The 22,998-nt window shown below is 72.4% G+C and carries 1 protein-coding gene; it reads right to left on the bottom strand.

Features of this window, described 5'->3' with window-relative positions; translation table 11 throughout:
• Positions 1 to 99: 99 nt before the first annotated feature.
• Positions 100 to 22,941 (bottom strand): non-ribosomal peptide synthase/polyketide synthase, encoded by a 22,842-nt coding sequence (locus tag D7V88_RS00125; protein WP_120538530.1) that lies wholly within the window; start codon positions 22,939 to 22,941, stop codon positions 100 to 102.
• Positions 22,942 to 22,998: the final 57 nt, after the last annotated feature.

Genomic DNA, 22,998 nt, shown 5'->3' with positions numbered 1-22,998 from the left:
GCCTGATACACCGGACACGGTGTGCTTTTGCGAGGCGTCGAAGGTATTACGGACACCGCCCCCTCGGGAATGACCCGGGGGGCCGTGTATCGCGTTGTTTCATGGCTCCAGCAACCGGCCCAGATGCGCGGCGACGTGCTGGACGTGCTCCGCTCGCAGCAGGCTGTAGTGATCGCCCTGGACCTCCTGGACCCGAGCGTGCGGGACCTGGGCCTTCCAGCCGCGATCCAGCGGATCGGAAGGCAGGCGGTCGCTCGCACTCAGCACGACGAGCGGTCCCGTGAACGGCCCGGGCTCGTAGCGTCGCATCGCGCGCAGGTTGCTCGTGAAGACGTCGAAGAGCGTGCGCACCTGGGCCGCTCCCGTCTCCGGGGCCAGCAGTCCGGCGGACTGGCCCGCCGCGCGCAACCGTTCGAGGACGGACTCCACGCCGGGTTCGGACTCGGTGAAGTCCAGTGTCCAGGCCTCGCGGTTCACGAGCCCGGCGTAGTCGCCAACGAAGCGCAGGGCTAGCACCTGGGGATCCTCCGCGTCCGGTGCTTCCTCGCTCGCCTGGGCCGGGCTGGGATCGATGAGGGCCAGGACCTCGGTGGCCTCCCCGAGCGCCTGGAGCTGACGCGCCATCTCGTAGGCCACCAGCGCTCCCATGGACCAGCCGCCCAGTCGGTATGGCCCGTGGGGTTGCACGCCGCGGACGGCGGTGAGGTAGCTCGCGGCCATCTCCTCGACGCGCTCCAGCGGCGGCTGTGCCCCGTCCAGCCCCTGTGACTGGAGGCCATAGAAGGGCTGATCCGGTCCCAGCGCCTTCGCCAGCTCCGCGTACGCCAGCACGTTGCCTCCCACCGGGTGGACGCAGAAGAAGGGGCGACGCGTGCCTTCGCTCTGGATGGGGACGAGCGGAGAGAAGGGCGCGGGCTGCTGGCGCAACAGCGCCGCCAGTCGCTCCACGGTGGGGGCCTGGAACAACGTGGCCAGCGGCAGGTCGCGTCGCAGCCCGGTGCGGATGCGCGACATGAGGCGCACGGCCAGCAGTGAGTGGCCTCCCAGTTCGAAGAAGTCGCTGGTGACGCTGAGCGGCCGCGTTTGCAGCACGTCCTCCCAGATGCGGGTGAGCTCCAGTTCGAGCGCATCCCTCGGCGCCACGAAGCGGGCCGACACCGTGAGGCCCGTACGCTCCGGCGCGGGCAGTGCCTTCCTGTCCCTCTTCCCATTGGGGGTGAGCGGGAAGGAGGCCAGCGCCACGAAGGCCGCGGGCACCATGTATTCGGGCAGGCGCTGCTGGAGGAAGGCCCGGAGGGCGGAGGCTTCGGGACGGGTCGCCTTCGCGGTGAAGTACGCCGTGAGCACGTGGTGGCCCGGCGCATCCTCCCGCACCATCACCAGCGTCTGATCCACGTCGGGATGTAGCTGGAGGACCGCTTCGATTTCACCCAGCTCGATGCGGAAGCCGCGCAGCTTCACCTGGAAGTCGATGCGGCCCAGGTATTCGAGCGTGCCGTCGCTCAGGCGCCGGACCCGGTCGCCCGTGCGATACATCCGCGCGCCGGCCCGGGTGGTGAAGGGATCCGGCACGAAGCGCTCCGCCGTCAGCGCCGGACGGTTCAGGTAGCCCCGCGCAAGGCCCGCGCCCGCGAGGAACAACTCCCCGGGAACACCGGGCGGTTGCAGTTGGAGCCGGGCGTCGAGGACGTAGGCGTGCGTCTCCGTGAGTGGCCGTCCGAGGGTGGGCTCACCGGCACCCGTGGGCACCTCCAGGAACGTCGAGTAGGTGGTGTCCTCGGTGGGACCGTAGAGGTTGAAGACCTGCTGGACGGAGCCCGTGGCGTGGAGGGCCCGGGCCAGGGAGCCGGGCAGCGGCTCACCGGCGAGGTTGACGGTGCGCACCGAGGCCGGGAGCGCCCCCGCGCGCAGCAGCTCCGCCATGGCGGAGGGGACGGTGTTGACGAGCGTCACCTCGTCGCGCGCCGGCAGCGAGGCCAGCGCGAGGACGTTGTCCGCCAGGAGCACGGTGCCGCCACAACACAGCGGCGCGAACAACTCGAAGATGGACAGGTCGAAGCAGACGGAGGTCGCCGCCAGCGTTCCGGCGAGCTGCGCGGGAGAGAAGACGCGGCAGGCCCAGTCGAGGAAGGCGGACGCGTTCGCATGGCTCAGCGCGACGCCCTTGGGCGTGCCGGTGGAGCCCGACGTGTAGATGACGTACGCGAGCGCGTCGGTGGGGACCTCCACGTCGGGAGGCGTGCGGGGGCGTGAATCCAGGGCTTCCACCCCGGTGTCCAGGTACAGCACGGCACGCGCCGCGGTGGTGGGGCTCAGCAGGTCCACCAGGGCCTGCCGCGTCACCACCAGCGAAGCGCCCGAGTCCGCGAGCATGCCGTCCAGCCGCTGCCTCGGGTAGGCCGGATCCAGCGGCACGTAGGCGCCGCCCGCCTTGAGGACGGCCAGGAGCGTCACCAGCAACTCCTCGGTGCGAGGCAGCAGGACGGCGACGCGGACCTCGGGACCCACGCCCCGGGCGCGCAGGACATGCGCCAACTGGTTGGCGCGCCGGTCGAGCGACGCGTAGCTCAGGCGCTGATCCCCGACGATGAGGGCGGTGGATTCAGGGGTGCGGAGCACCTGCGCTTCGATGCGCTGGTGGAGCGGGGCCCGGCGCAGGGGCGGGGCGTCGGCGTCCCACGCGGTGAGCAACTGCGCGCGCTCCCCGGTGCTCAAGAGGGACAGCTCCTGGAGCGGGGTTTCTGGATGGGCCAGGGCGCCTTCCAGCAACCGTTGGAAGTGGCCGACGAGCCGGCGGATGCTGTCCTCACGGAAGAGGTCGGTGCTGTACGTGACGGAGCCGGACAGCCCTTCGGGGGAGGCCGAGAAGGCGAAGGTCAGGTCGAACTTCGCGGTGACCTGCTCGACTTCGACGGGCTCGAAGGAGAGGTGGGACGTCTGGAGGGCGTGAGGCGCCGCATTCTGGACCAGGAGCATCGCCTGGAAGAGGGGCGCGCGGCTCAGGTCGCGCCGGGGGCGCAGCTCCTCGACGAGCTTCTCGAACGGGACATCCTGGTGCGAGTGGGCCTCCAGGGTGGTTTCCCGCACCTGCGCCAGGAGCTTTCGGAACGACGCCCCGTCCTCCAGGCGGGCCCGCAGGGCCAGCGTGTTGACGAAGAGGCCGATGAGCCCTTCGAGCTCCGCGAAGCGCCGGCCCGCGATGGGCGTGCCGATGACGACGTCGTCCTGGCCGGTGTAGCGGGACAACACCGCGGACGTCGCCGCCAGCAGTCCCATGAAGAGGGTGGCGCCTTCCTGCTGGCTGAAGGTCTCCAGGGTCCGCAGCAGCGACGCGGGGAGCTGGAAGTGCACCGAGGCCCCGCGCGTGGACGGGACGGGCGGACGCGCGAAGTCCGCAGGCAGCTCCAGGTGTGCCGGGGCCTCGGCGAGGTGCTGGCGCCACCAGGCGACCTGGCGCTCCAGCACGTCACCGTGCAGCCACGAGCGCTGCCACGCGGCATGGTCGGCGTACTGGACCGGCAGCGTGGGCAGGGCCGTGGGCGTGCCGTCGTGGAAGCCCTGGTAGAGCGCGGCCACCTCGCGCACCAGCACGCCGGTGGACTCGCCGTCGGAGATGATGTGGTGCAGCGTCATCAAGAGGACGTGCTGGGATCCACCCAACCGCAACAGGTGGGTGCGCAGCAGCGGTCCGGTGGCGAGGTCGAAGGGACGTGCGGCCTCTTCCGCGGCGAGCCGTCGCGCTTCGGCTTCGGGGTTCGCGGTGTCCGTCAGGTCCGTGCGCGGCAGGTGGAAGGGCGCGGGCGGGTGGATGTGCTGTACGGGCACGCCCTCATGCTGCGCGAGGGTGGTGCGCAAGGCTTCGTGCCGGTGCACCAGCGCTTCGAAGGCGCGCTCCAGGGCCGCGGCGTCCAGGGCGCCGTGGATCCGCAGCGCCACGGGGATGTTGTACGCAGGCGAGCCCGGTTGCAGTTGGTCCAGGAACCACATCCGCTGCTGGGCGAAGGAGAGGGGGAGCGGCGCGTCCGTGCGCGGGACGGGCACGAACGCGGGCAGGTCCCTGGCACGGCCTGCGTGCTCGATGCGCGCGGCGAGCCTTCGCAGCGTGGGCTCCTCGAAGAGGGCGCGCACGGGCAGCTCCACGTCGAAGGCCGCGCGGATCCGGGCAACCACCCGCGTGGCCAGCAGGGAGTGGCCGCCCAGGGCAAAGAAGTCATCCTGCGCGCCGATGGTGGGCACGCGCAGCACGTCGGCCCAGAGCGCCGCGAGCTTCTCCTCGGTCCCGGGACGGGGGGCTTCGTGGGCGTGCGCCTGGGCTTCGGGCGCGGGCAGCGCCTTCCTGTCCACCTTGCCGTTGGGCGTCAGGGGCAGGGCGTCCAGCATCACGTAGGCGGCGGGCGCCATGGACTCGGGCAGCGTCCGCAGGAGGAAGTCGCGCAGCTCGACGGCGTCGGGCGCGCGGGTGCTCGGGACGACGTAGGCGACGAGCCGTGCATTGCCCGGCACGTCCTCGCGCACCAGGACGAGCGCCTGGGCGACGGCGGGGTGCTGACGCAGCAGGGCTTCGATTTCACCCAGCTCGATGCGCAAGCCGCGCAGCTTCACCTGGAAGTCGATGCGGCCCAGGTATTCGAGCGTGCCGTCCTCGCTCCAGCGCGCCTTGTCTCCCGTGCGGTACATGCGCTCGCCGGGGGTGGTGGCGAAGGGGTTCGGGACGAAGCGCTCGGCGGTGCGGGAGGGCTGACCCAGGTAGCCGCGCGCCAGGCCCGCGCCCGCGATGAAGAGTTCACCCGCGACACCGACGGGCACGGGTTGCTGGTGCGCATCCAGTACGTACGTGCGCACGTTGAGCAGCGGCCCGCCCAGGGTGGGGTGCGTCCGCGGAAGGACGGCGAAGGCGGTGGCGTCCACGGTGCACTCGGTGGGGCCGTAGACGTTGAAGGTGCGCGTGCGCGTCGAGGCTGCGAGCGTCGCCCACGTCGTTTCATCCAGGGCTTCACCGCCGGGCACGAGCAGGGCCGGAGCGAAGTCTCCGTCCAGCAGGCCCGCCTGGAGCAGCAGCCGCAGCAGCGAGGGCGTGCAGTCCAGCACGTCCACGCCGACCTCGCGCACCCAGGGCACCATCGCTTCCGCGTCCTGACGGAGGGCGTCCGGGACGATGCACAGGCAGTGGCCGTCCAGCAGTTGCACGACCTGCTTGACGGAGCCGTCGAAGGCCAGCGGCGCGTTGACGCTGACCCGCAGGCCGGACGGCTGTCCTGCGTAGACGGTCCGCTTCAGCGCCGCATGCAGGTTGAGCACCGAGCGGTGCTGCACCATGACGCCCTTGGGCGTGCCCGTGGAGCCCGAGGTGTAGATGACGTAGGCCAGATTGTCGGGGCCGGCCCACGGCGCAGGATCGTGCGTCGGCTCCGAAGCCAGGTGTTCCCCGGCCGCGTCCAGGCACGGCGTCTGGAGGCCCGTTTCCTCCAGCTCCGCTGCCAGTCGTGCTGGGGTGAGGACGACGCGGGCCGCGCTGTCCTGGATGGCGAAGGTCCTGCGCTGGACCGGCCAGGCGGGGTCCAGGGGCACGTAGGCGCCACCGGCCTTGAGCACCCCGAGCAGCGCGACCACCATCTGCACGGACCGCTCGAAGCAGAGCGCGACGCGCACCTCCGGCCCGACGCCCCGGGCACGCAGCGCGTGGGCGAGCTGGTTCGATCGGGCGTTGAGCTGGGCGAACGTCAGGACTTCGTTCTCGAAGCGCACCGCGGGGGCGTCGGGCGTGCGCGCCACCTGCTGTTCGAAGAGGTGGTGGAAGGTGCCTTCGCGCACCGGCTCCCGGGCGGTGTCGTTCCAGTCCACGAGCATCCGCTGGCGCTCCTCGGGCGTTAGCAGCGTCAGGGCGTGGAGGGCCTGCTCGGGGCGGGCGACGAGGGACTCCAGCAGCACCTGGAAGTGCCGTGCGAGGCCGGTGGCCGTGGCCTTGGAGATCCGCGCGGCGCGGTACTGGAGCACGCCCTGGAGGCCGTCCGGCGTGTCGCTCAGGTTGAGGGAGAGCTCGAACTTGCTGGGGGCCGCGAGCTCCTCCCCGAAGGGACGCAGCGTCAGGGAGGGCAGGGCGAGCGCCTCCACCGGCAGGTTCTGCAACACGAAGAACGCCTGGAAGAGGGGCGTGCGGTCCAGGTCGCGTTCGGGATGGAGCTCCTCGACGAGCTTCTCGAACGGGACGTCCTGGTGCTCGAAGGCCCCCAACGTGCCTTCCCGCACCTGGGCCAGCAGCTCCCGGAACGAAGCCGTCGCGCCGGGCCGCGCGCGCAGCACCAGCGTGTTGACGAAGAAGCCGATGAGGCCTTCGAGCTCCGAGAAGCGCCGGCCCGCGATGGGCGTGCCCACCAGCAGGTCGTCCTGCCCGGTGTAGCGCGAGAGCAGGAGCTGGTACGCGGCCAGCAGGACCATGAAGGGCGTGGCCCCTTCCTTCCGGGCCAGGGCCTCGACGGCGTGGCCCAGCTCCCGGGGCAGCCGCAGCGGGATGCGAGAGGCCTGCGCGTCCGGGACGGAAGCGCGCGGCGTCCCGGTGGGCAGCTCCAGTTGCGTGGGGGCGCCGGCCAGGTGCTGGCGCCACCAGGAGACCTGCTGCTCCAGCACGTCACCGTGCAGCCACGAGCGCTGCCACGCGGCATGGTCGGCGTACTGCACCGGCAGCGCGGGCAGGGCCGTGGGCCTGCCGTCGTGGAAGCCCTGGTAGAGCGCGGCCATCTCCCGCACCAGCACGCCGGTGGACCAGCCGTCGGAGATGATGTGGTGCAGCGTCAGCAAGAGGACGTGCTGGGCTCCACCCAGCTTCAGCAGGTGGACCCGCAGCAGCGGACCGGTGGCGAGGTCGAAGGGACGCGCGGCCTCTTCCGCTGCGAGCCGGTGCACTTCGGCTTCGGGGTTCGCGGCGTCCGTCAGGTCCGTGCGCGGCAGGTGGAAGGGCGCGGGCGGGTGGATGTGCTGCACGGGCGCGCCGTCGCGCTGCGCGAAGGTGGTGCGCAGCGTTTCATGCCGGTGCACCAGCGCTTCGAAGGCGCGCTCCAGGGCCTCGATGTCCAGGGGCCCCTCCGCGCGCAGCGCCACGGGCATGTTGTACGCGGGGGAGCCGGGTTGCAGTTGGTCCAGGAACCACAGTCGCTGCTGCGCGTACGACAGCGGCAGGACGCCGTCTCGCGACGTGGGCACCAGCGGGGGGAGCCCGGGAATGCCCTTCGCGGTGTCGTCGATCCTCCGGGCCAGCTCCCGGAGGGTGGGCGCTTCGAAGTGCACGCGCAGCGGCAGCTCCACCCCGAAGGTGGAGCGGATGCGGCTGACCACCCGGGTCGCGAGGAGGGAGTGTCCCCCCAACTCGAAGAAATGATCCTCCGCGCCGATGCGTGAGATGCCCAGCACCTGCGACCACAGTCCGGCGAGCGCCTGCTCGGTGGGGGTGGAGGGCGGCTGGAAGCTTGCGCTCCCGGTGGGCTGCTCTGGCACGGGCAGCACCTTGCGGTCCACCTTCCCGTTGGGCGTCCGGGGCAGCGCGGGCAGCACGACCAGGGCCGAGGGCACCATGAAGCCGGGCAGCCGCTGCTGTACGTGCGCGCGCAACGCCGCCACGTCCGGGAGGGCACCGGCCTGGGTCGGTGCCACGTAGGCGACGAGCCGACGGTCGCCGGACACATCCTCGCGTACCACCACCACGGCTTCGTGCACGCCGGGGAAGGCGCGCAGGGCCTCTTCCACCTCGCCCAGTTCGATGCGGAAGCCGCGCACCTTCACCTGGAAGTCGATGCGGCCCTGGTACTCCAGCGTGGCGTCCGCCTTCCAACGGATCTTGTCGCCCGTCCGGTACATGCGCGCGCCCGGAACGGAAGCGAACGGATCCGGGACGAAGCGCTCCGCCGTCAGGTGCGGCCGGTGCAGGTAGCCCCGCGCCAGCCCGGCCCCGCCCAGGTAGAGCTCTCCGGACACACCCACCGGCACGGGGCGCAGCTCCGCGTCCAGCACGTACGCCTGCGTGCCCGCGAGCGGACGGCCGATGGACGGCGGCAGCGCGGACTGCTCCGACACCCGCGCGTACGTCGAATAGGTCGTGTCCTCCGTGGGGCCGTAGAGGTTGTACACGTCCCGCACCGTTCCGGTGGCGTACAGCGCCCGGGCCAGCGCCGCCGGCAGCGGTTCCCCGGCCAGGTTCACCGTCCGGACTCCCGGGGGCAGTGCCTCCATCCGCAGCAGCTCCGCCATCGCGGAGGGCACCGTGTTGACGAGCGTCACCTCGTCCCTCGCCGGCAGCGACGCCAGCGCCAGGGCGTTGTCCGCCAGGTACACCCGGCCGCCACGGGCCAGGGGGACGAACAGCTCGAACACCGACAGGTCGAAGCTCACCGACGTCGCCGCCAGCACGCCGGCCAACTGCTCACGGGAGAAGGTGTCCAGCGCCCAGTGCACGAACGCCACCGCGCTGCGGTGCGCCACCGCCACGCCCTTGGGGCGCCCCGTGCTTCCGGACGTGTAGAGCACATACGCCAGCGCCTCCGGCAGGTCGCTTCGCTCCGGTCGGTGCGACGGCTGGTGCGCCACGGCCGCGAAGCCGTCCAGCAGCACGTCCTGGACGCCAGGGGCCGCCAGCCGCTGCGCCACCGAACGCTGCGTCAGCCGCACGGGCGCGCGCGAGTCCTCCAGCATGGAGGTCAGCCGCTCCTGGGGGTAGCTCGGATCCAGCGGAACATAGGCACCGCCAGCCTTCAGCACGCCCAGCAGCGCCACCACCAGTTCGATGGTGCGCTCCAGGCACACGGCCACCGCGACGTCCGGGCCCACGCCCAACGCGCGCAGGTGGTGCGCGAGCTGGTTGGCCCGTGCGTCGAGCTGCCCGTAGGTGAGCCGCTGCGTGCCCACCACCAACGCGATGGCGTCCGGCGTGCGCTCCACCTGGGCTTCCACCAGGTGGTGCAGGGCTCCGGCCGTCGAAGGCACCGGGCCCGTGCGGTTCCATTCGACGAGCACCTGGGCGCGCTCGGTCGCGTCCAGCAGGCTGACGTGGGACACGGGCGCATCCGCGTCCGCCGTCACCGCCGTGAGCAGTCGCACGAAGTGTCGCGCCATGCGCGCCACCGTCGCGTTGTCGAAGAGGTCGGTGTTGTAGCCGAGCGTCCCGACGAACACGCCGTCGCGCTCCTCCAGGCTGAAGCCGAGGTCGAACTTGGCGCTGGTGTCCTCCACCGGCTCCACGCCCAACACCAGGCCGGGCAGCGCGAGCGTCATGCCCGGAGCGTTCTGGAGCGCGAACATCACCTGGAACAGCGGACCCCGGCTCAGGTCGCGCTGGGGGTGCAGCGCTTCCACCAGCGATTCAAAGGGCACGTCCTGGTGCGCGTAGGCCGAAAGCGCCGTGGCCCGCACGCGGGCCAGCAGCCCGGCGAAGGAGTCCCGTGCGTCGATGCGGGCGCGCAGCACCAGGGTGTTCACGAAGAAGCCGACGAGGCCCTCGGTCTCCGCATGGTGGCGGTTCGCGATGGGAGAGCCGACGCTCACGTCGTCCTGGCCGGAGTAGCGCGACAGCAACAACTGCCAGGCCGCCAGGAGCACCATGAAGTCGGTGGCGCCGTGCTTCTGGGCCAGTTGCTTCACGGCGTCACCCAGCGCGCGGTCCAGCCGCACGGGGACCGCCGCGCCAAGGAAGGTCTGCACCGCGGGCCGGGGACGGTCCGTGGACAGCTCCAGGGCCGCGGGCGCTCCCTCCAGGGCGTCGCGCCACCAGGCCAGTTCGCGCCCCAGCGTCTCTTCCCGCAGCCACTGGTGCTGCCACAAGGCGTAGTCCGCGTACTGGAGGGGCAGCGGCGGCAGGGCGGGTGTCCCTCCTTCGTGGAAGGCGCGGTACAGCTCGCCCAGGTCGCGCACCAGGACCGCGATGGACCAACCGTCGGTGACGATGTGGTGCAGCGTCAGCAGCAGCAGGTGCCGCTGAGACTCAAGGCGCAGCAGCGTGGTCCGCATCAGCGGCCCGCGCGCCAGGTCGAACGGGCGCCAGGCTTCCGTCACCGCCAGCCGTTGTGCCTCCTGCTCGCGCGTCGCCGCGGGCAGGGGCTCCAGGTCCACGACGGCCAGCTCCGTGAGCGGCTCTGGGTGGACGTGCTGCACGGGAGCATCGCCCTGGAGCGGGAAGGTGGTGCGCAGCACTTCGTGACGCAGGACCAGGGCGTGGAGCGCCCGACGCAGGGCCTCCGTGTCGAGCGCGCCGTCCAGCCGCACCACGCTGGGCACGTTGTAGGTCGTGCCGCCCGGTTGGAGCTGATCCAGGAACCAGAGTCGCTGCTGGGCGAATGACAGGGGCGGGGCGCCCACGCGCTCCACCCGCTGCATCGCGGGCGCGGTGACGCGCGGCAGGTGCTCCAGGCGCTCCGCGAGCAACGCTACCGTGGGCGCTTCGAACAACTGGCCCAGGGGCAGCTCCACGCCCAGCGTGGCGCGGATGCGGGAGACCACCTGGGTCGCCAGCAGGGAGTGGCCTCCCAGCTCGAAGAAGTCGTCACCGACGCCCACGCGCTCCAGGTGCAGCACCTCCGCCCAGATGGCGGCGAGGCGTGCTTCCGTCTCGTTGCGGGGCGCGGTGAAGGCGTCCGCCTGGGCCGGTGCCGGGGCCTCCGGCGCGGGCAGGGCCTTCCTGTCCACCTTGCCGTTGGGCGACAGCGGCAGCGCGTCCAGCAGGACCACCGCCGAGGGCACCATGTAGTCCGGCAGCACCTTCTGCACCCAGGTCCGGACCGCCTTGCCGTCCACCTGCGTGCCCGCCACGTACGCGACGAGCCGCTTGTCGCCCGGCACGTCCTCGCGCACCACGACCACGGCCTCCGCCACGCCAGGACAGCGGCGCACCGCGGCCTCCACCTCGCCCAGTTCGATGCGGAAGCCGCGCACCTTCACCTGGAAGTCGGTGCGGCCCAGGAACGCCAGCGTGCCGTCCGCCCGCCACTTCACCTGATCGCCGGTGCGGTACAGCCGCGTCCCCGGCAGGGTCCCGAAGGGATTCGGGATGAAGCGCTCCGCGGTCAGCTCCGGCTGCTCCAGATAGCCCCACGCGAGCCCGTCGCCTCCGACGTGCAGCTCACCGGGCACGCCCACCGGCACGGGCCGCCCGGCCGGATCCAGAACGTACGCCGAGGAGTGCGCCAGGGGCCGTCCAATGGGCACCTGGTGCTCCACCGCATCGCCGTGCCGCAGCGCCTGCGTCACGGAGAAGGTGGTGTTCTCCGTGGGCCCGTAGCCGTTGATCAGCACCGCGCCCGGCGGCATCCGCGCCAGGTGCTCGCGGACGCGCACGGCGGGGAGCACGTCGCCTCCGGCCAGCAGTTGGTTCACGCCCGCCAGTGCGTCCGGCTGGTGCTGCGCCATCTGTTCGAACAGCGCGGCGGTGAGCCAGAGCGAGTCCACCGCGTGCCGCGACAGCAGCCCGCCCAACTCCTCCAGCGACAGCGCGTGAGGCGGGGCCAGCACCAGCCGCGCTCCGTGCAGGAGCGCTCCCCAGATCTCCAGCGTCGACGCGTCGAAGGCCACCGGCGCGGCCTGGAGCCAGATGCGCTCCGGTCCGAAGCGCGCGAAGCCCTGTCCCTCCACGAGCCGCACCACGCCCCGGTGGGGCACGCACACGCCCTTCGGCTGGCCCGTGCTCCCGGAGGTGAACATCACGTAGGCCAGGGCCTCCGCGCCTCCGCGCGACTCGGGCGCGCTCACCGGCCGGGCCGCGAGCACCTTCGCCTCCTCGTCCAGGAGCACCAGCAGGGCGCCGGTCTCCGGAAGGTCGTCCGCCAGCGAGGACTGCGTCAGCAGCACGCCCACGCGCGCCTGCGACAGCATGAACAACTGCCGCTGCGCGGGAGCCCCCGCGTCGATGGGCACGTAGGCGGCTCCGGCCTTCAGCACGCCCAGCAGCGCCACGACCAGCTCCACTGAACGCTCCAGGTACACGCCCACGCGCGCGCCGGTGGTCACGCCCAGCGCCCGGAGGTGGTGCGCGACCTGGTTGGAGGCTCGCTCCAGCTCCGCGTACGTCAGAGGCCGCTCCGCCTGGACCACTGCGACCGCGTCCGGCGTGCGCGCGGCCTGCGCGGAGAAACGCTCGTGGATGGACGCATCGCGCGGGTAGTCCGACGCGGTGGCGTTCCACTCGCGCAGCAGCCGCTCCTGCTCCGCCGCGTCCATCAGCGGCAGCGCTCCGAGCGTGCGCTCCGGCGCTTCGGCGATGCCCCGGGCCAGCGTGGCCAGATGGGAGGCCATCGCCGCCACCGTGGCGGTGTCGTAGAGGTCGGTGTTGTGGACGAGCGCGCCGGTGAAGCCCTCCGCCGTCTCTTCCAGGTGCAGCGAGAGGAAGAAGGGCGACGTGCGCGGCTCCGGCTCCAGCAGCCGCAGCGCGAGCCCTCGCACGGACAGCTCCGGCATCGGCGTGTTGTGCAGGGTGAACGTCACCTGGCACAGCGGCGGATGACTCAGGCTGCGCTCGGTCTGGAGCGCCTCCACCAGCTTCTCGAAGGGCAGGTCCTGGTGCGCGAAGGCCCCCAGCGCGGCCTCCTGCACCTGGGCCAGCAGCTCGCTGAAGCGCAGGTCGCCCCGGGGCTTCGCCCGCAGCACCAGCGTGTTGACGAAGCAGCCCACCAGCGCCTCGGTCTCCACCCGGTGGCGCCCGGCCACCGGAGAGCCCACCAGCACGTCCTCCTGCCCTGAATACCGGTGCAGCAACGTCTGCCACGCCGCGAGCAGCACCATGAAGGGCGTGGCGCCCTCGCGCAGCGCGAGCGCCTTGAGCGCCTGGGAGACGTCCTTCGGCAACCGCACCGGCACCCGGGCGCCGTGGAACGTCTGGGCCGCGGGGAGCGGGCGGTCCGTGGGCAACTCCAGCACGCGGGGCGCGCCCGCGAGCCTCTCCTTCCAGTACCCCAGTTGCTGCTCCAGCACCTCGCCCTGGAGCATGCGCCGCTGCCACACGGTGTAGTCCACGTACTGCACGGGCAGCGGGGGCAGGGTGGGCTCACCGCCCGCGCAGAGGTCCGCGTAGAGCGAGGCGATCTCCCGCACCACCACGCCCATGGACCAGCCGTCGGAGACGACGTGGTGCAGGGTCAGCAGCAGCAGGTGCCGCTGGGGCTCCAGGCGCAGCAGCGTCGCGCGCATCAGGGGGCCTCGCGCCAGGTCGAAGGGCTTCAGGCCCTCCTCGGCCGTGAGGCGCGCGGACTCGCGCTCGCGCTCGGCCGGGGGCAGGGCCTCCAGATCCACGCGCTCCAGCGTCAGCGACGTGTCCCCGGCCAGCACCTGCACGGGACCGTCCGCCTCCGAGCGGAACGTGGTGCGCAGCGCTTCGTGCCGCCGCGCCAGGTGCTGGAAGCAGCGCTCCAGCACGGCCACGTCCAGCGGCCCGTCCATCCGGACCGCGGTGGCGATGTTGTGGAAGGGGCTGCCGGGCTCCATCTGGTCCAGGAACCACAGCCGCTGCTGGGCGAACGACAGCGGGAAGGCCCGCCCGTCGCGGGCCTGGGCAAGCAGGGGCGTCTTCGCGACCGACGGCTGGGCCCGCAGCAGTTCGATGCGCGCGGCCAGCTCCGCCACCGTGGGGGCGACGAAGAGCTCGCGCACGGGCAGGTCCGCGTCCAGGGACTCGCGCACGCGGGAGATGACCTGCGTGGCCAGGAGCGAGTGGCCGCCCAGTTCGAAGAAGTTGTCGTGCAGGCCCACCTGCTCCAGCCGCAGCACCTGCGCCCACAGTGACGCGAGCGCCTGCTCCAGGGCGGTGCGGGGCGCCACGAACTCGCGCTCCAACTCCGGGCGGGCGCCGTCGGGATCCGGCAGCGCCTTCCTGTCCACCTTGCCGTTGGAGGTGATGGGAATGGCCGGCACGGCGAGGAAGGCCGAGGGCACCATGTACTCGGGCAGCTTGCGGCCCGCCCAGCGGCGCAGCTCGGACACGGAGGGCAGGGCTTCGCCCGCGCGCGCCACCAGGTACGCCACCAGCCGCCGGTCTCCCCGCGCGGGACCCCGGGCGTCCACCACCGCCTCGTGCACCGCCGGATGCTCCGCGAGCACCGTCTCGATTTCGCCGGTCTCCACGCGGAAGCCGCGCACCTTCACCTGCTGGTCGGCGCGGCCCAGGAACTCGATGTTGCCGTCCGGGAAGAAGCGGGCCCGGTCTCCCGTCTTGTACATGCGCGCCCCAGGCCCGGCCTGGAAGGGATCCGGCACGAAGCGCTCGGCCGTGAGCGCCGGGGCGTGGGCATAGCCGTCGGCCAGGCACTCGCCGCCGATGAAGAGATCGCCCGTGACGCCCACCGGCTGGGGACGCAGGCGCGCGTCGAGCACGTAGTAGCGGGCGTTGGAGATGGGGCGGCCATACGGGATGGACGTCCACGCGGGCTCCAGCGCGCCCACGCGGAAGAAGTTGGACCAGATGGTCGCTTCCGTGGCGCCGCCCAGGCTGATGACCTGGGCGCGGGGGAAGACGGCGCGGATGGCGTCCGGCAGGGTGAGGGGGATCCAGTCGCCGGAGAGGAACACGCGCCGCAGGGCCGGGCCTCCCGCGCCGAAGTGGGTCGTTAGCTGCTGGAGCGCGGCGGGGGCGCTGTCCCAGAAGGTGATGTCGCGCTCGCGCAGCATCGCGGCCAGCCGTGGTGGATCGCGCAGGTCCTTCGCGGTGGCGACGACCAACGTCCCGCCGACGGCGAGCACGCCGAACACGTCGTAGACGGACAAGTCGAAGCAGGGCGAGGTGACGAAGAGCAGCCGGTCCGACGGGCCCACCTGGAACGTGGTGTTCACCCAGTGGATGAGGTTGATGGCGGGCGCGTGGCGCACGGAGACGCCCTTGGGCCGGCCCGTGGAGCCCGACGTGTGGATGATGTACGCCAGGTTGTCCGGCCGCACGTCCGTCGTCGGGGTGTCCTCGCGGCCGGTGACAAGCTCCAGCCCGCCCTCGCCCAGACAGAGGACGCGCGCGCCGGTGTCGCTGAACGCGTCCGCCAGGGGGGCCTGGGTGAGCAGGATGGCCGCGCCGGAGTTGCGCAGGATGAAGGCGGAGCGATCCGCGGGGTACTCCGCGTCGATGGGCACGTACGCGGCCCCCGCCTTGAGAATGCCGAGCATCGCGACCAGCAGGTCGAAGGAGCGCTCCAGGCAGAAGGCCACGGTCTGCTCCGGCCGGACGCCCAGGGACAGCAGGTGCCACGCGAGGCGGTTGGAGCGCAGGTGCAGCTCGCGGTACGTGAGCCGTTCGGAGCCCAGCTCCGCGGCGATGGCCTCCGGGGTGCGCAGGGCCTGCGCGATGAACAGCTCATGCAGGCAGCGCTCGCACGGGAAGTCGGCGCGGGTGTCGTTCCACGCTTCGACGATCCGCTGCTGCTCCGGGGGCGTGAGCCAGGCCAGGTCGTCCAGGCGCGCCTCCGGCCGGGCCAGGGCGGACTCCAGCAGCACCCCCAGGTGCGTCACCATCCGGGCCGCCGTCGCCGCGGTGAACAGGTCGGTGCTGTACTCCAGCGAGCCCCGGTAGCCATCCCCGGTGTCCGTCAGGGACAGCACCAGCTCCAGCTTGGCCGTCTGGCTCTCCTGCTCCACCGGGACGAACGTCAGCCCACCGGCCTCCAGCGCTTCGCCCGGAGCGTTCTGCAGGGCGAACAGCACCTGGACGAGCGGCGGCCGGCTGAGATCGCGCTCCAGGTCCAGGGCCTCCACCAGCCGCTCGAAGGGCACCGACGGGTGCGCGAGCGCGCCCAGCGTCGTCTCCCGCACCTGTCCCAGCAGTGTCAGGAAGCTCTCCGGGCCGGACAGGCGCGCGCGCAGGGGCAGCGTGTTGACGAACAGGCCGATGAGGCCCTCCCACTCCGGCCGCTCGCGGCCCGCCACGGGCGTGCCCACGACGACGTCGTCCTGACCGCTGTAGCGACCCAGCAGCGCCTGGAAGGTCGCGAGCAACGCCATGAAGGGCGTGACGCCCTGGTGCAGGCAGAACGCCTCCAGCGCGGTGGTGAGCGCGCGCGGCAGGTGCACGGGCTGCGAGGCGCCGCGCGGGGACAGGGTGGCGGGGCGGGGGAAGTCGGTGGGCAGCTCCAGCGAGCGCGGCACGTGGGCCAACTGACGCCGCCAGTACGCGAGCTGGGACTCCAGCGCTTCGGCCTGGAGCACGTCGCGCTGCCAGTGCGCATAGTCGGCGTACTGCACCGGCAGCGGCGTCAACGGCGCGGGCTGTCCGGACCGGAAGGCGCGGTAGAGGGCGGCCATCTCGCGGATGAGCACGCCCATGGACCAGCCGTCGGAGACGATGTGGTGCATCGTCATCAGGAGCACGTGCCGCGTGGCGTGCAGCTTCAGCAGCGTCATGCGCAGGAGCGGACCGTGTTCCAGGTCGAAGGGCCGCACGGCCTCCGCCAGCATGAGGCGCGTGGCCTCCGCTTCGGGCTCCGCGTGGCCGGACAGGTCCACCACGGGCAGGGGCACGGGCGCGGCCGGATGGATGACCTGGACCGGCCTGCCGGAGGCGTCACGGAAGGTGGTGCGCAGGGCTTCGTGGCGGAGCACCAACGCGTCGAAGCCCTGGCGCAGCGCCTCCACGTCCAGCGCCCCCTCCATGCGGAGCGCCGCCGGGATGTTGTACGTGGCGGTGCCGGGCTGGAGCTGTTCCAGGAACCACAGGCGCTGCTGCGCGAAGGACAGCGGGAGCGCGCCGTCGCGAGGCGCGAGCTTGAGCGGCGCGAGCCGGCTGCCCGGTCCGGCCAGGAGCGCGGCGTCCACCTGGAGGGCCAGGCGCTCCACGGAAGGCGACTCGAAGAGGGCCCGCAGCGGCAGGGCGATGCCGAAAGCCGCGCGCAGGCGGGACAGGGCCTGGGTGGCGAGCAGCGAGTGGCCGCCCCGTTCGAAGAAGTCGTCCTGCGCGCCCATGTCCGGCACGCGCAGCACCTCCGCCAGCAGGAGGGCCAGGCGCCGCTCCGTGTCCGTGCGTGGGGCCACGTAGGCGCGCTGCGTGAGCGCGCCTTCCGGCGCGGGCAGTGCCTTGCGGTCCACCTTGGCGTTCGCCGTGAGGGGCAGGGCGTCCAGCGGGACGATGGCCGACGGAACCATGTACTCGGGCAGGCGCTGCTGGAGCGAAGCGCGCAGCGCGGCGAGGTCCAGCACCTGGCCCTCGGCGGGCACCACGTAGCCCACGAGCCGCTTGTCGCCCGGCACGTCTTCGCGCACCACGGCCACGGCGGCGCGGATGCCCGGCGCCGCGAGCAGCGCGGCCTCCACTTCGGACAGCTCCACGCGGAAGCCGCGCACCTTCACCTGGGTGTCGATGCGGCCCAGGAACTCCAGCACCCCGTCCACGCGCCAGCGCGCCTTGTCGCCGGTGCGGTAGAGCCGGGCCCCCGGCTCGGCGCCGAACGGATCCGGCACGAAGCGCTCGGCGGTGAGGTCCGGCCGGCCCAGGTAGCCCCGCGCGACTCCGGATCCGCCGACGTACAGCTCCCCCGGGACGCCCACGGGCATGGGCTGGAAGTGGTCATCCAGCAGGTACACGCGCGTGTTGGAGAGGGGCTGGCCAATGGGCACGGTGGTGCCCGGATGCTCCGGCCGCGTCATCCGGAAGCACGTCGTGAAGAGCGTGGCCTCCGTGGGGCCGTAGCAGGCGGTGACGGGGATGCGCAGCGTCTCCAGCACCTTGCGCACGTGCGGGGCGGAGACGACGTCGCCGCCGGTGAGCAACTGCCGGACGCCGCGCAGGATCTCCGGCTTCAGGTCCACCACCTGGGTGAACAGGCCGGAGGTGAGGTGCAGCGTGGTGACGCGGTGGTGCTCCAGGACGTGGCCCAGCAGCTCCAGGTCGCTGGGGGACTGGGGCGGGAAGAGCACCAGCCGGCCGCCAAAGGCGAGCGGCCCCCACAGCTCCAGGACGGAGGCGTCGAAGGACACCGGCGCGATGAGCAGGAAGGTCTCTTCGGGCCCCAGGTGCGCGTAGCGGGGCGCGTGCAGCAGCCGCTGGAGGCTCCGGTGGTCCACCGCGACGCCCTTGGGACGGCCGGTGCTCCCGGAGGTGAAGACGACGTAGGCCAGGTTTCGCGCCGACACCCCGGTGGAGGGCAGCGTGGACGGCAGGGCCTTCCAGCCGTCCTCCTCCACGTAGACGCGCCGCGCGGACTCCAGCTCCGGCAGCTTCGCGCCCAGCTCCCGCGTGGTGACGAGCACCCGCGCGCCGGAGTCCTCCAGCATGTGCGTCAGGCGCTGGGCGGGATAGGACGCGTCCAGCGGCACATAGGCGCCGCCGGCCTTGAGGATGGCCAGCAGCGACACCACCAGCTCCGGCGATCGCTCCAGGCACAGCGCCACGGCCACGTCGGGGCCCACGCCCAGCGAGCGCAGGCGGTGCGCGAGCCGGTTGGCGAGCGCGTCGAGCTGCGCATACGTGAGGCGGTGCTCGCCGGACTCCACGGCCACCGAGTCCGGACGCAGCGCGGCCTGCCGCTCCACCAGGGTGTGCAGGCAGGTGTCCGCGGGGTAGTCCGTGTCGGTCGCGTTGAAGCCCTCCATCACCTGGAGCCGCTCGGTCACGGGCATCAGGGGCAGGGTGGCCAGCGGCGCGTCGGGCGAAGCGAGCGCGCCCTCCAGCAGCACGCGCAGGTGTCCCGCGAGGCGCTCGGCTGTGGCCGGCGTGTACAGGTCGGTGTTGTACGTGAGGGTGCCGTGGAAGCCGTCACGCGTGGGGAAGAGGGACACCTCCAGGTCGAACTTCGACGTGCCCGGATCCAGGTCCAGGGGCTGCAACTTCATGCCCGGCACCTCCAGCACGCCCTGCGGCGCGTTCTGGAGAGCGAAGAACACCTGGAAGAGCGGCGGGAGGCCCAGGTCGCGCGCGGGCTGGAGCTCCTCCACCAGCTTCTCGAAGGGCACGTCCTGGTGCGCGTAGGCGCCCAGCGTCATCTCCCGCACCTGATCCACCAGGGCGCGGAAGGACGCGGCCTGTCCGGGGCGGGCGCGCAGCACCAGCGTGTTGACGAAGAAGCCGATGAGGCCTTCCAGCTCCGAGAAGCGGCGGCCGGCCATGGGCGAGCCGACGAGGATGTCGCCCTGCCCGCTGTAGCGGTGGAGCAGCGTGTACCAGGCGGCCAGCAGCACCATGAAGGGCGTGGCTTCCTGCTGGCGGGCCCGCTCCTTGATCGCGTCCGCCAGCTCGCGCGGCAGGTGGAGGGGAACGACGGCGCCCCGGAACGAGCGCACCGGGGGACGCGGGAAGTCGGTGGGCAGCTCCAGCGTCGCGGGCGCACCGGCCAGCGCCTCACGCCACCACGCAAGCTGCGTGAGCAGGCCGTCGCCCTGGGTGAGGAAGCGGTGCTGCCAGAGCGCGTAGTCGGCGTATTGCACCGGCAGCGGAGGGAGCGCTGGAGGCTGTCCGGCCCGGAAGGACAGGTAGAGCGCGGCAAGCTCCCGCACCAGCACGCCCATGGACCAGCCGTCGGAGACGATGTGGTGCATCACCAGCGCCAGCACGTGCCGCGCGTCATCCAGGCGCAGCAGGGTGGCGCGCAGGAGGGGACCCTGGGTGAGGTCGAACGGGCGGGACAGCTCCTCCAGGGCCCGCCGCCGCGCCTCGGCGTCGCGGGTCTCCGGCGGGAGCGCGCGCAATTCCACCCATTCGAGCGGCACCGGCGCGGGTGGGTGGATGCGCTGCACGCCCTGGTCGTCCTCGGACGCGAAGGTGGTGCGCAGCGCTTCGTGACGCTGCACGAGCGCGTCCAGGCTGCGGCGCAGCGCCTCCACGTCCAGCGCGCCCTCCATCTGGAGGACCGCGGGCAGGTTGTACGTGGCGGTGTCGGGTTCGAGCTGCTCCAGGAACCACAGGCGCTGCTGCGAGGAGGACAGCGGCAGCGGGCCTTCGCGTCCGCTCGCCACCAGCGGCGGGAGCGCCAGCACGGCCGGGGCCTCCGACCGGGGACGCTGGCGCTCGCGCACGCGCTCCGCGAGCCGCGCCACCGTGGGCGACTCGAACAGCTCGCGCACCGCCAGCTCCACGCGGCACCGGTCGCGCAGGGCCCCGAGCAGTTGCAGACCGATGACGGAGTCCCCACCCAGCTCGAAGAAGCTGTCGTGGATGCCGATGGGGTGGATGCCGAGCAGCCCGCTCCACACCTCACACAACTCCGTCTCCAAAGCGTCGCGCGGCGGCGCGTGGGAGACGCTCATCTCCGGCCGGTTGCCCGGGACGGCCGCAGTGTCCGCGCTCCTGTCCACGGTGTCCGCGGGTTCGTGCGCCAAGGGCGCTGCCTGGATGGCGCCCGGCGGCGGCGCTCCCGGCCCCAGGGTGGGCTCCAGCCAGTGGCGCTGCCGCTCGAAGGGGTAGGTGGGCAGCGACACGCGGCGGCGCGCCGCGCGGCTGTTGAAGGCCTTCCAGTCCACGTCCACGCCCGCCTGCCACGCCTTGCCCACGGCCTCCAGGAGGACGGGCACGTCGCGCTCGCGCTCCAGCGCGTGGGGCAGCGTGGGGGACACGACGACGCCCGCCGCGCGCTCCGGGTGCTGGAGCGCGAAGGTCGTCAGCGCGTTGCCGGGGCCCACCTCCAGCGCGAGCAGGTCCGGCTTGCGCAGCAGGGCCGTGATGCCCTGGGAGAAGCGGACGGCGCCCCGCAGGTGCCGGGCCCAGTAGTCGGGATCCGTGGCCTCCGCCGCCGTCAGGGGCTGGCCCGTGAGGTTGGAGTACAGCTCCACCTGCGGCGCCTTGCGTTCCACCGCGCGCACCGCGCGGGTGAAGGGCTCCAGGATGGGGTCCATCATGGAGGAGTGGAAGGCATGCGACGTGTGCAGCCGCCGTGCCTTGAGGCCGCGCGCGTCCAGCAGCCGTTCGAGTGACTCCACCGCCGCCAGGGGACCTGCGACGACACAGCGGCCGGGGGCGTTCACCGCCGCGAGCGACAGCTCCCGCCCCAGCAGGGGCAGCACCGCCTCCTCCGCGAGGGGCACCGCGCTCATCGCGCCCGGGGGCAGGCCCGCCATCAACCGGCCGCGCTCGCACACCAGCGTCACCGCGTCCGCCAGGGAGAAGACGCCCGCAAGACACGCGGCGACGTACTCACCGATGCTGTGTCCCAGCAGTGCCGAGGGGCGCAGGCCCCAGTGCATCAAGAGCCGCGCCAGCGCGTACTCCACCGCGAAGAGGGCGGGCTGGGCCCACTCCGTCGCCTTCAGTCGCGCGTCGGCTTCCTCGCCCGCGCCGCCCAGCACCAGGGTGCGCAGGTCCACGCCGCGCAGGGCGCGCACCCGCTCCGCGCACGCGTCGAAGTGCTCGCGGAACACCGGCTCGCGGCGGTGGAGGCCCGCGGCCATGCCGGCGTACTGCGAGCCCTGGCCGGAGAACAGGAACGCCACCGGGGGGCGCTGGGCGGCCTGCTGGCGCGTGGGCAGCCGCTCCGGGGTGGAGAGCGCCGCGAGCGCGTCCTGCGCGTCGCGCACCACGGCGAAGCGGCGGTGCGTGAAGTGCTGGCGTCCGGCCTGGAGCGTGAACGCCGCGTCCGCGAGCGGCGCGTCCGGCTGTTCGGCCAGATGATCCGCCAGGTTGTCGGTGGCCCGTTGCAGCGCTCCGGCCGTGCGCGCGCTGAGCACCAGGAGCTGGTAGGGATCCGCGGGGGCGGAGGCTTCCGCGCGGGGCGGCTCCTCCAGGATGACGTGCGCGTTCGTGCCGCCAATGCCCAGCGAGGACACGGCCGCGCGCCGGGGGGCGCCGCCCGGAGGGGCATCCCAGGGCAGGGGGCGGTCGTTGACGAAGAAGGGGCTCTCCGGCAGCTCCAGCGCCGGGTTGGGGCGCCGGAAGTGCAGGCTGGGGGGGATGACCCGGTCGCGCAGCGCGAGCGCGACCTTGATGAGGCCCGTCACGCCGGACGCGGCGTCCAGGTGGCCCACGTTGGATTTCACCGAACCGATGGCGCAGAACTGCTTGCGCCGGGTGGACTTGCGCCACGCCCGCGTCAGGCCCTGCAATTCAATGGGGTCGCCCAGCCGCGTCGCGGTGCCGTGGGCCTCCACGTAGCCGATGCTGTCCGGCTCCACGCCCGCGTTGCCGAGCGCCTCCAGCACCACCTCCGACACGCCGTCCATGCTGGGGGCGGTGAAGCCGACCTTGTTGCTGCCGTCGTTGTTGATGGCGGTGCCCAGGATGATGGCGTGGACGGTGTCGCCGTCCGCCATCGCCCGGTCCAACGGCTTGAGCACCACGCAGCCCACGCCGCTGCCGAAGAGGGTGCCCGTGGCGTCCGCGTCGAAGCTGCGGCAGTGCCCATCCACGGAGGCCACGCCCCCGGCGGAGTGCATGTAGCCATTGCGGGTGTGCACGAGCACGGAGGCGCCGCCGACGAGGGCGACGTCGCACTCCTCGTTGAGCAGGGCCTGACAGGCGACGTGCGTGGCGACGAGCGACGAGGAGCACGCGGACTGCACCAGGTGGCTGGGCCCGCGGAGGTTCAGTTTGTAGGACACCCGCGTCGTCAGGTAGTCCTTGTCGTTGGCCAACTGGAGCTGGAGCGGATCCGTGGCCAGCGCCACCGGATTGCGCATCAGGTTGTAGAGCAGGTACGTGTCCATGGCCGCGCCCGCGTAGACGCCCACGCGGCCCGGCACCTGCTGCGGGTTGTACCCGGCGTCCTCCAGCGCCTCCCAGGCGCACTCCAGGAAGTGACGGTGCTGCGGATCCAGCAGCGCCGCTTCCCGGGGCGTGATGCCAAAGAACGTGGCGTCGAACTGCTCCATCTCCTCCAGGTACGCCGCGGCCCGGACGTACCCGGGCTGGGCCACCTGCTCCGCCGGCACGCCGCGCTGGACCAGCTCCTCCGGCGTGAAGAACGACACCAGCTCCGTGCCTTCGCGCACCTGCCGCCAGAAGTCCTGGACCCGTTCGGACTTCGGGTAGTGCCCGGCGATGCCGATGATGGCGATTTCAGTTCCGGTGCGGCTCATGGCGGTTCTCTCGTGCTACGGACGTCTGGAAGGAAGGGGAGCGGCGGAGCGGCGCGC

It is taken from the genome of Corallococcus terminator, from assembly GCF_003611635.1.
Classification (GTDB): Bacteria; Myxococcota; Myxococcia; order Myxococcales; family Myxococcaceae; genus Corallococcus; species Corallococcus terminator.
Note: the sequence above shows the minus strand (reverse complement) of the source record. Positions and strands in the feature narration are given on the sequence as shown.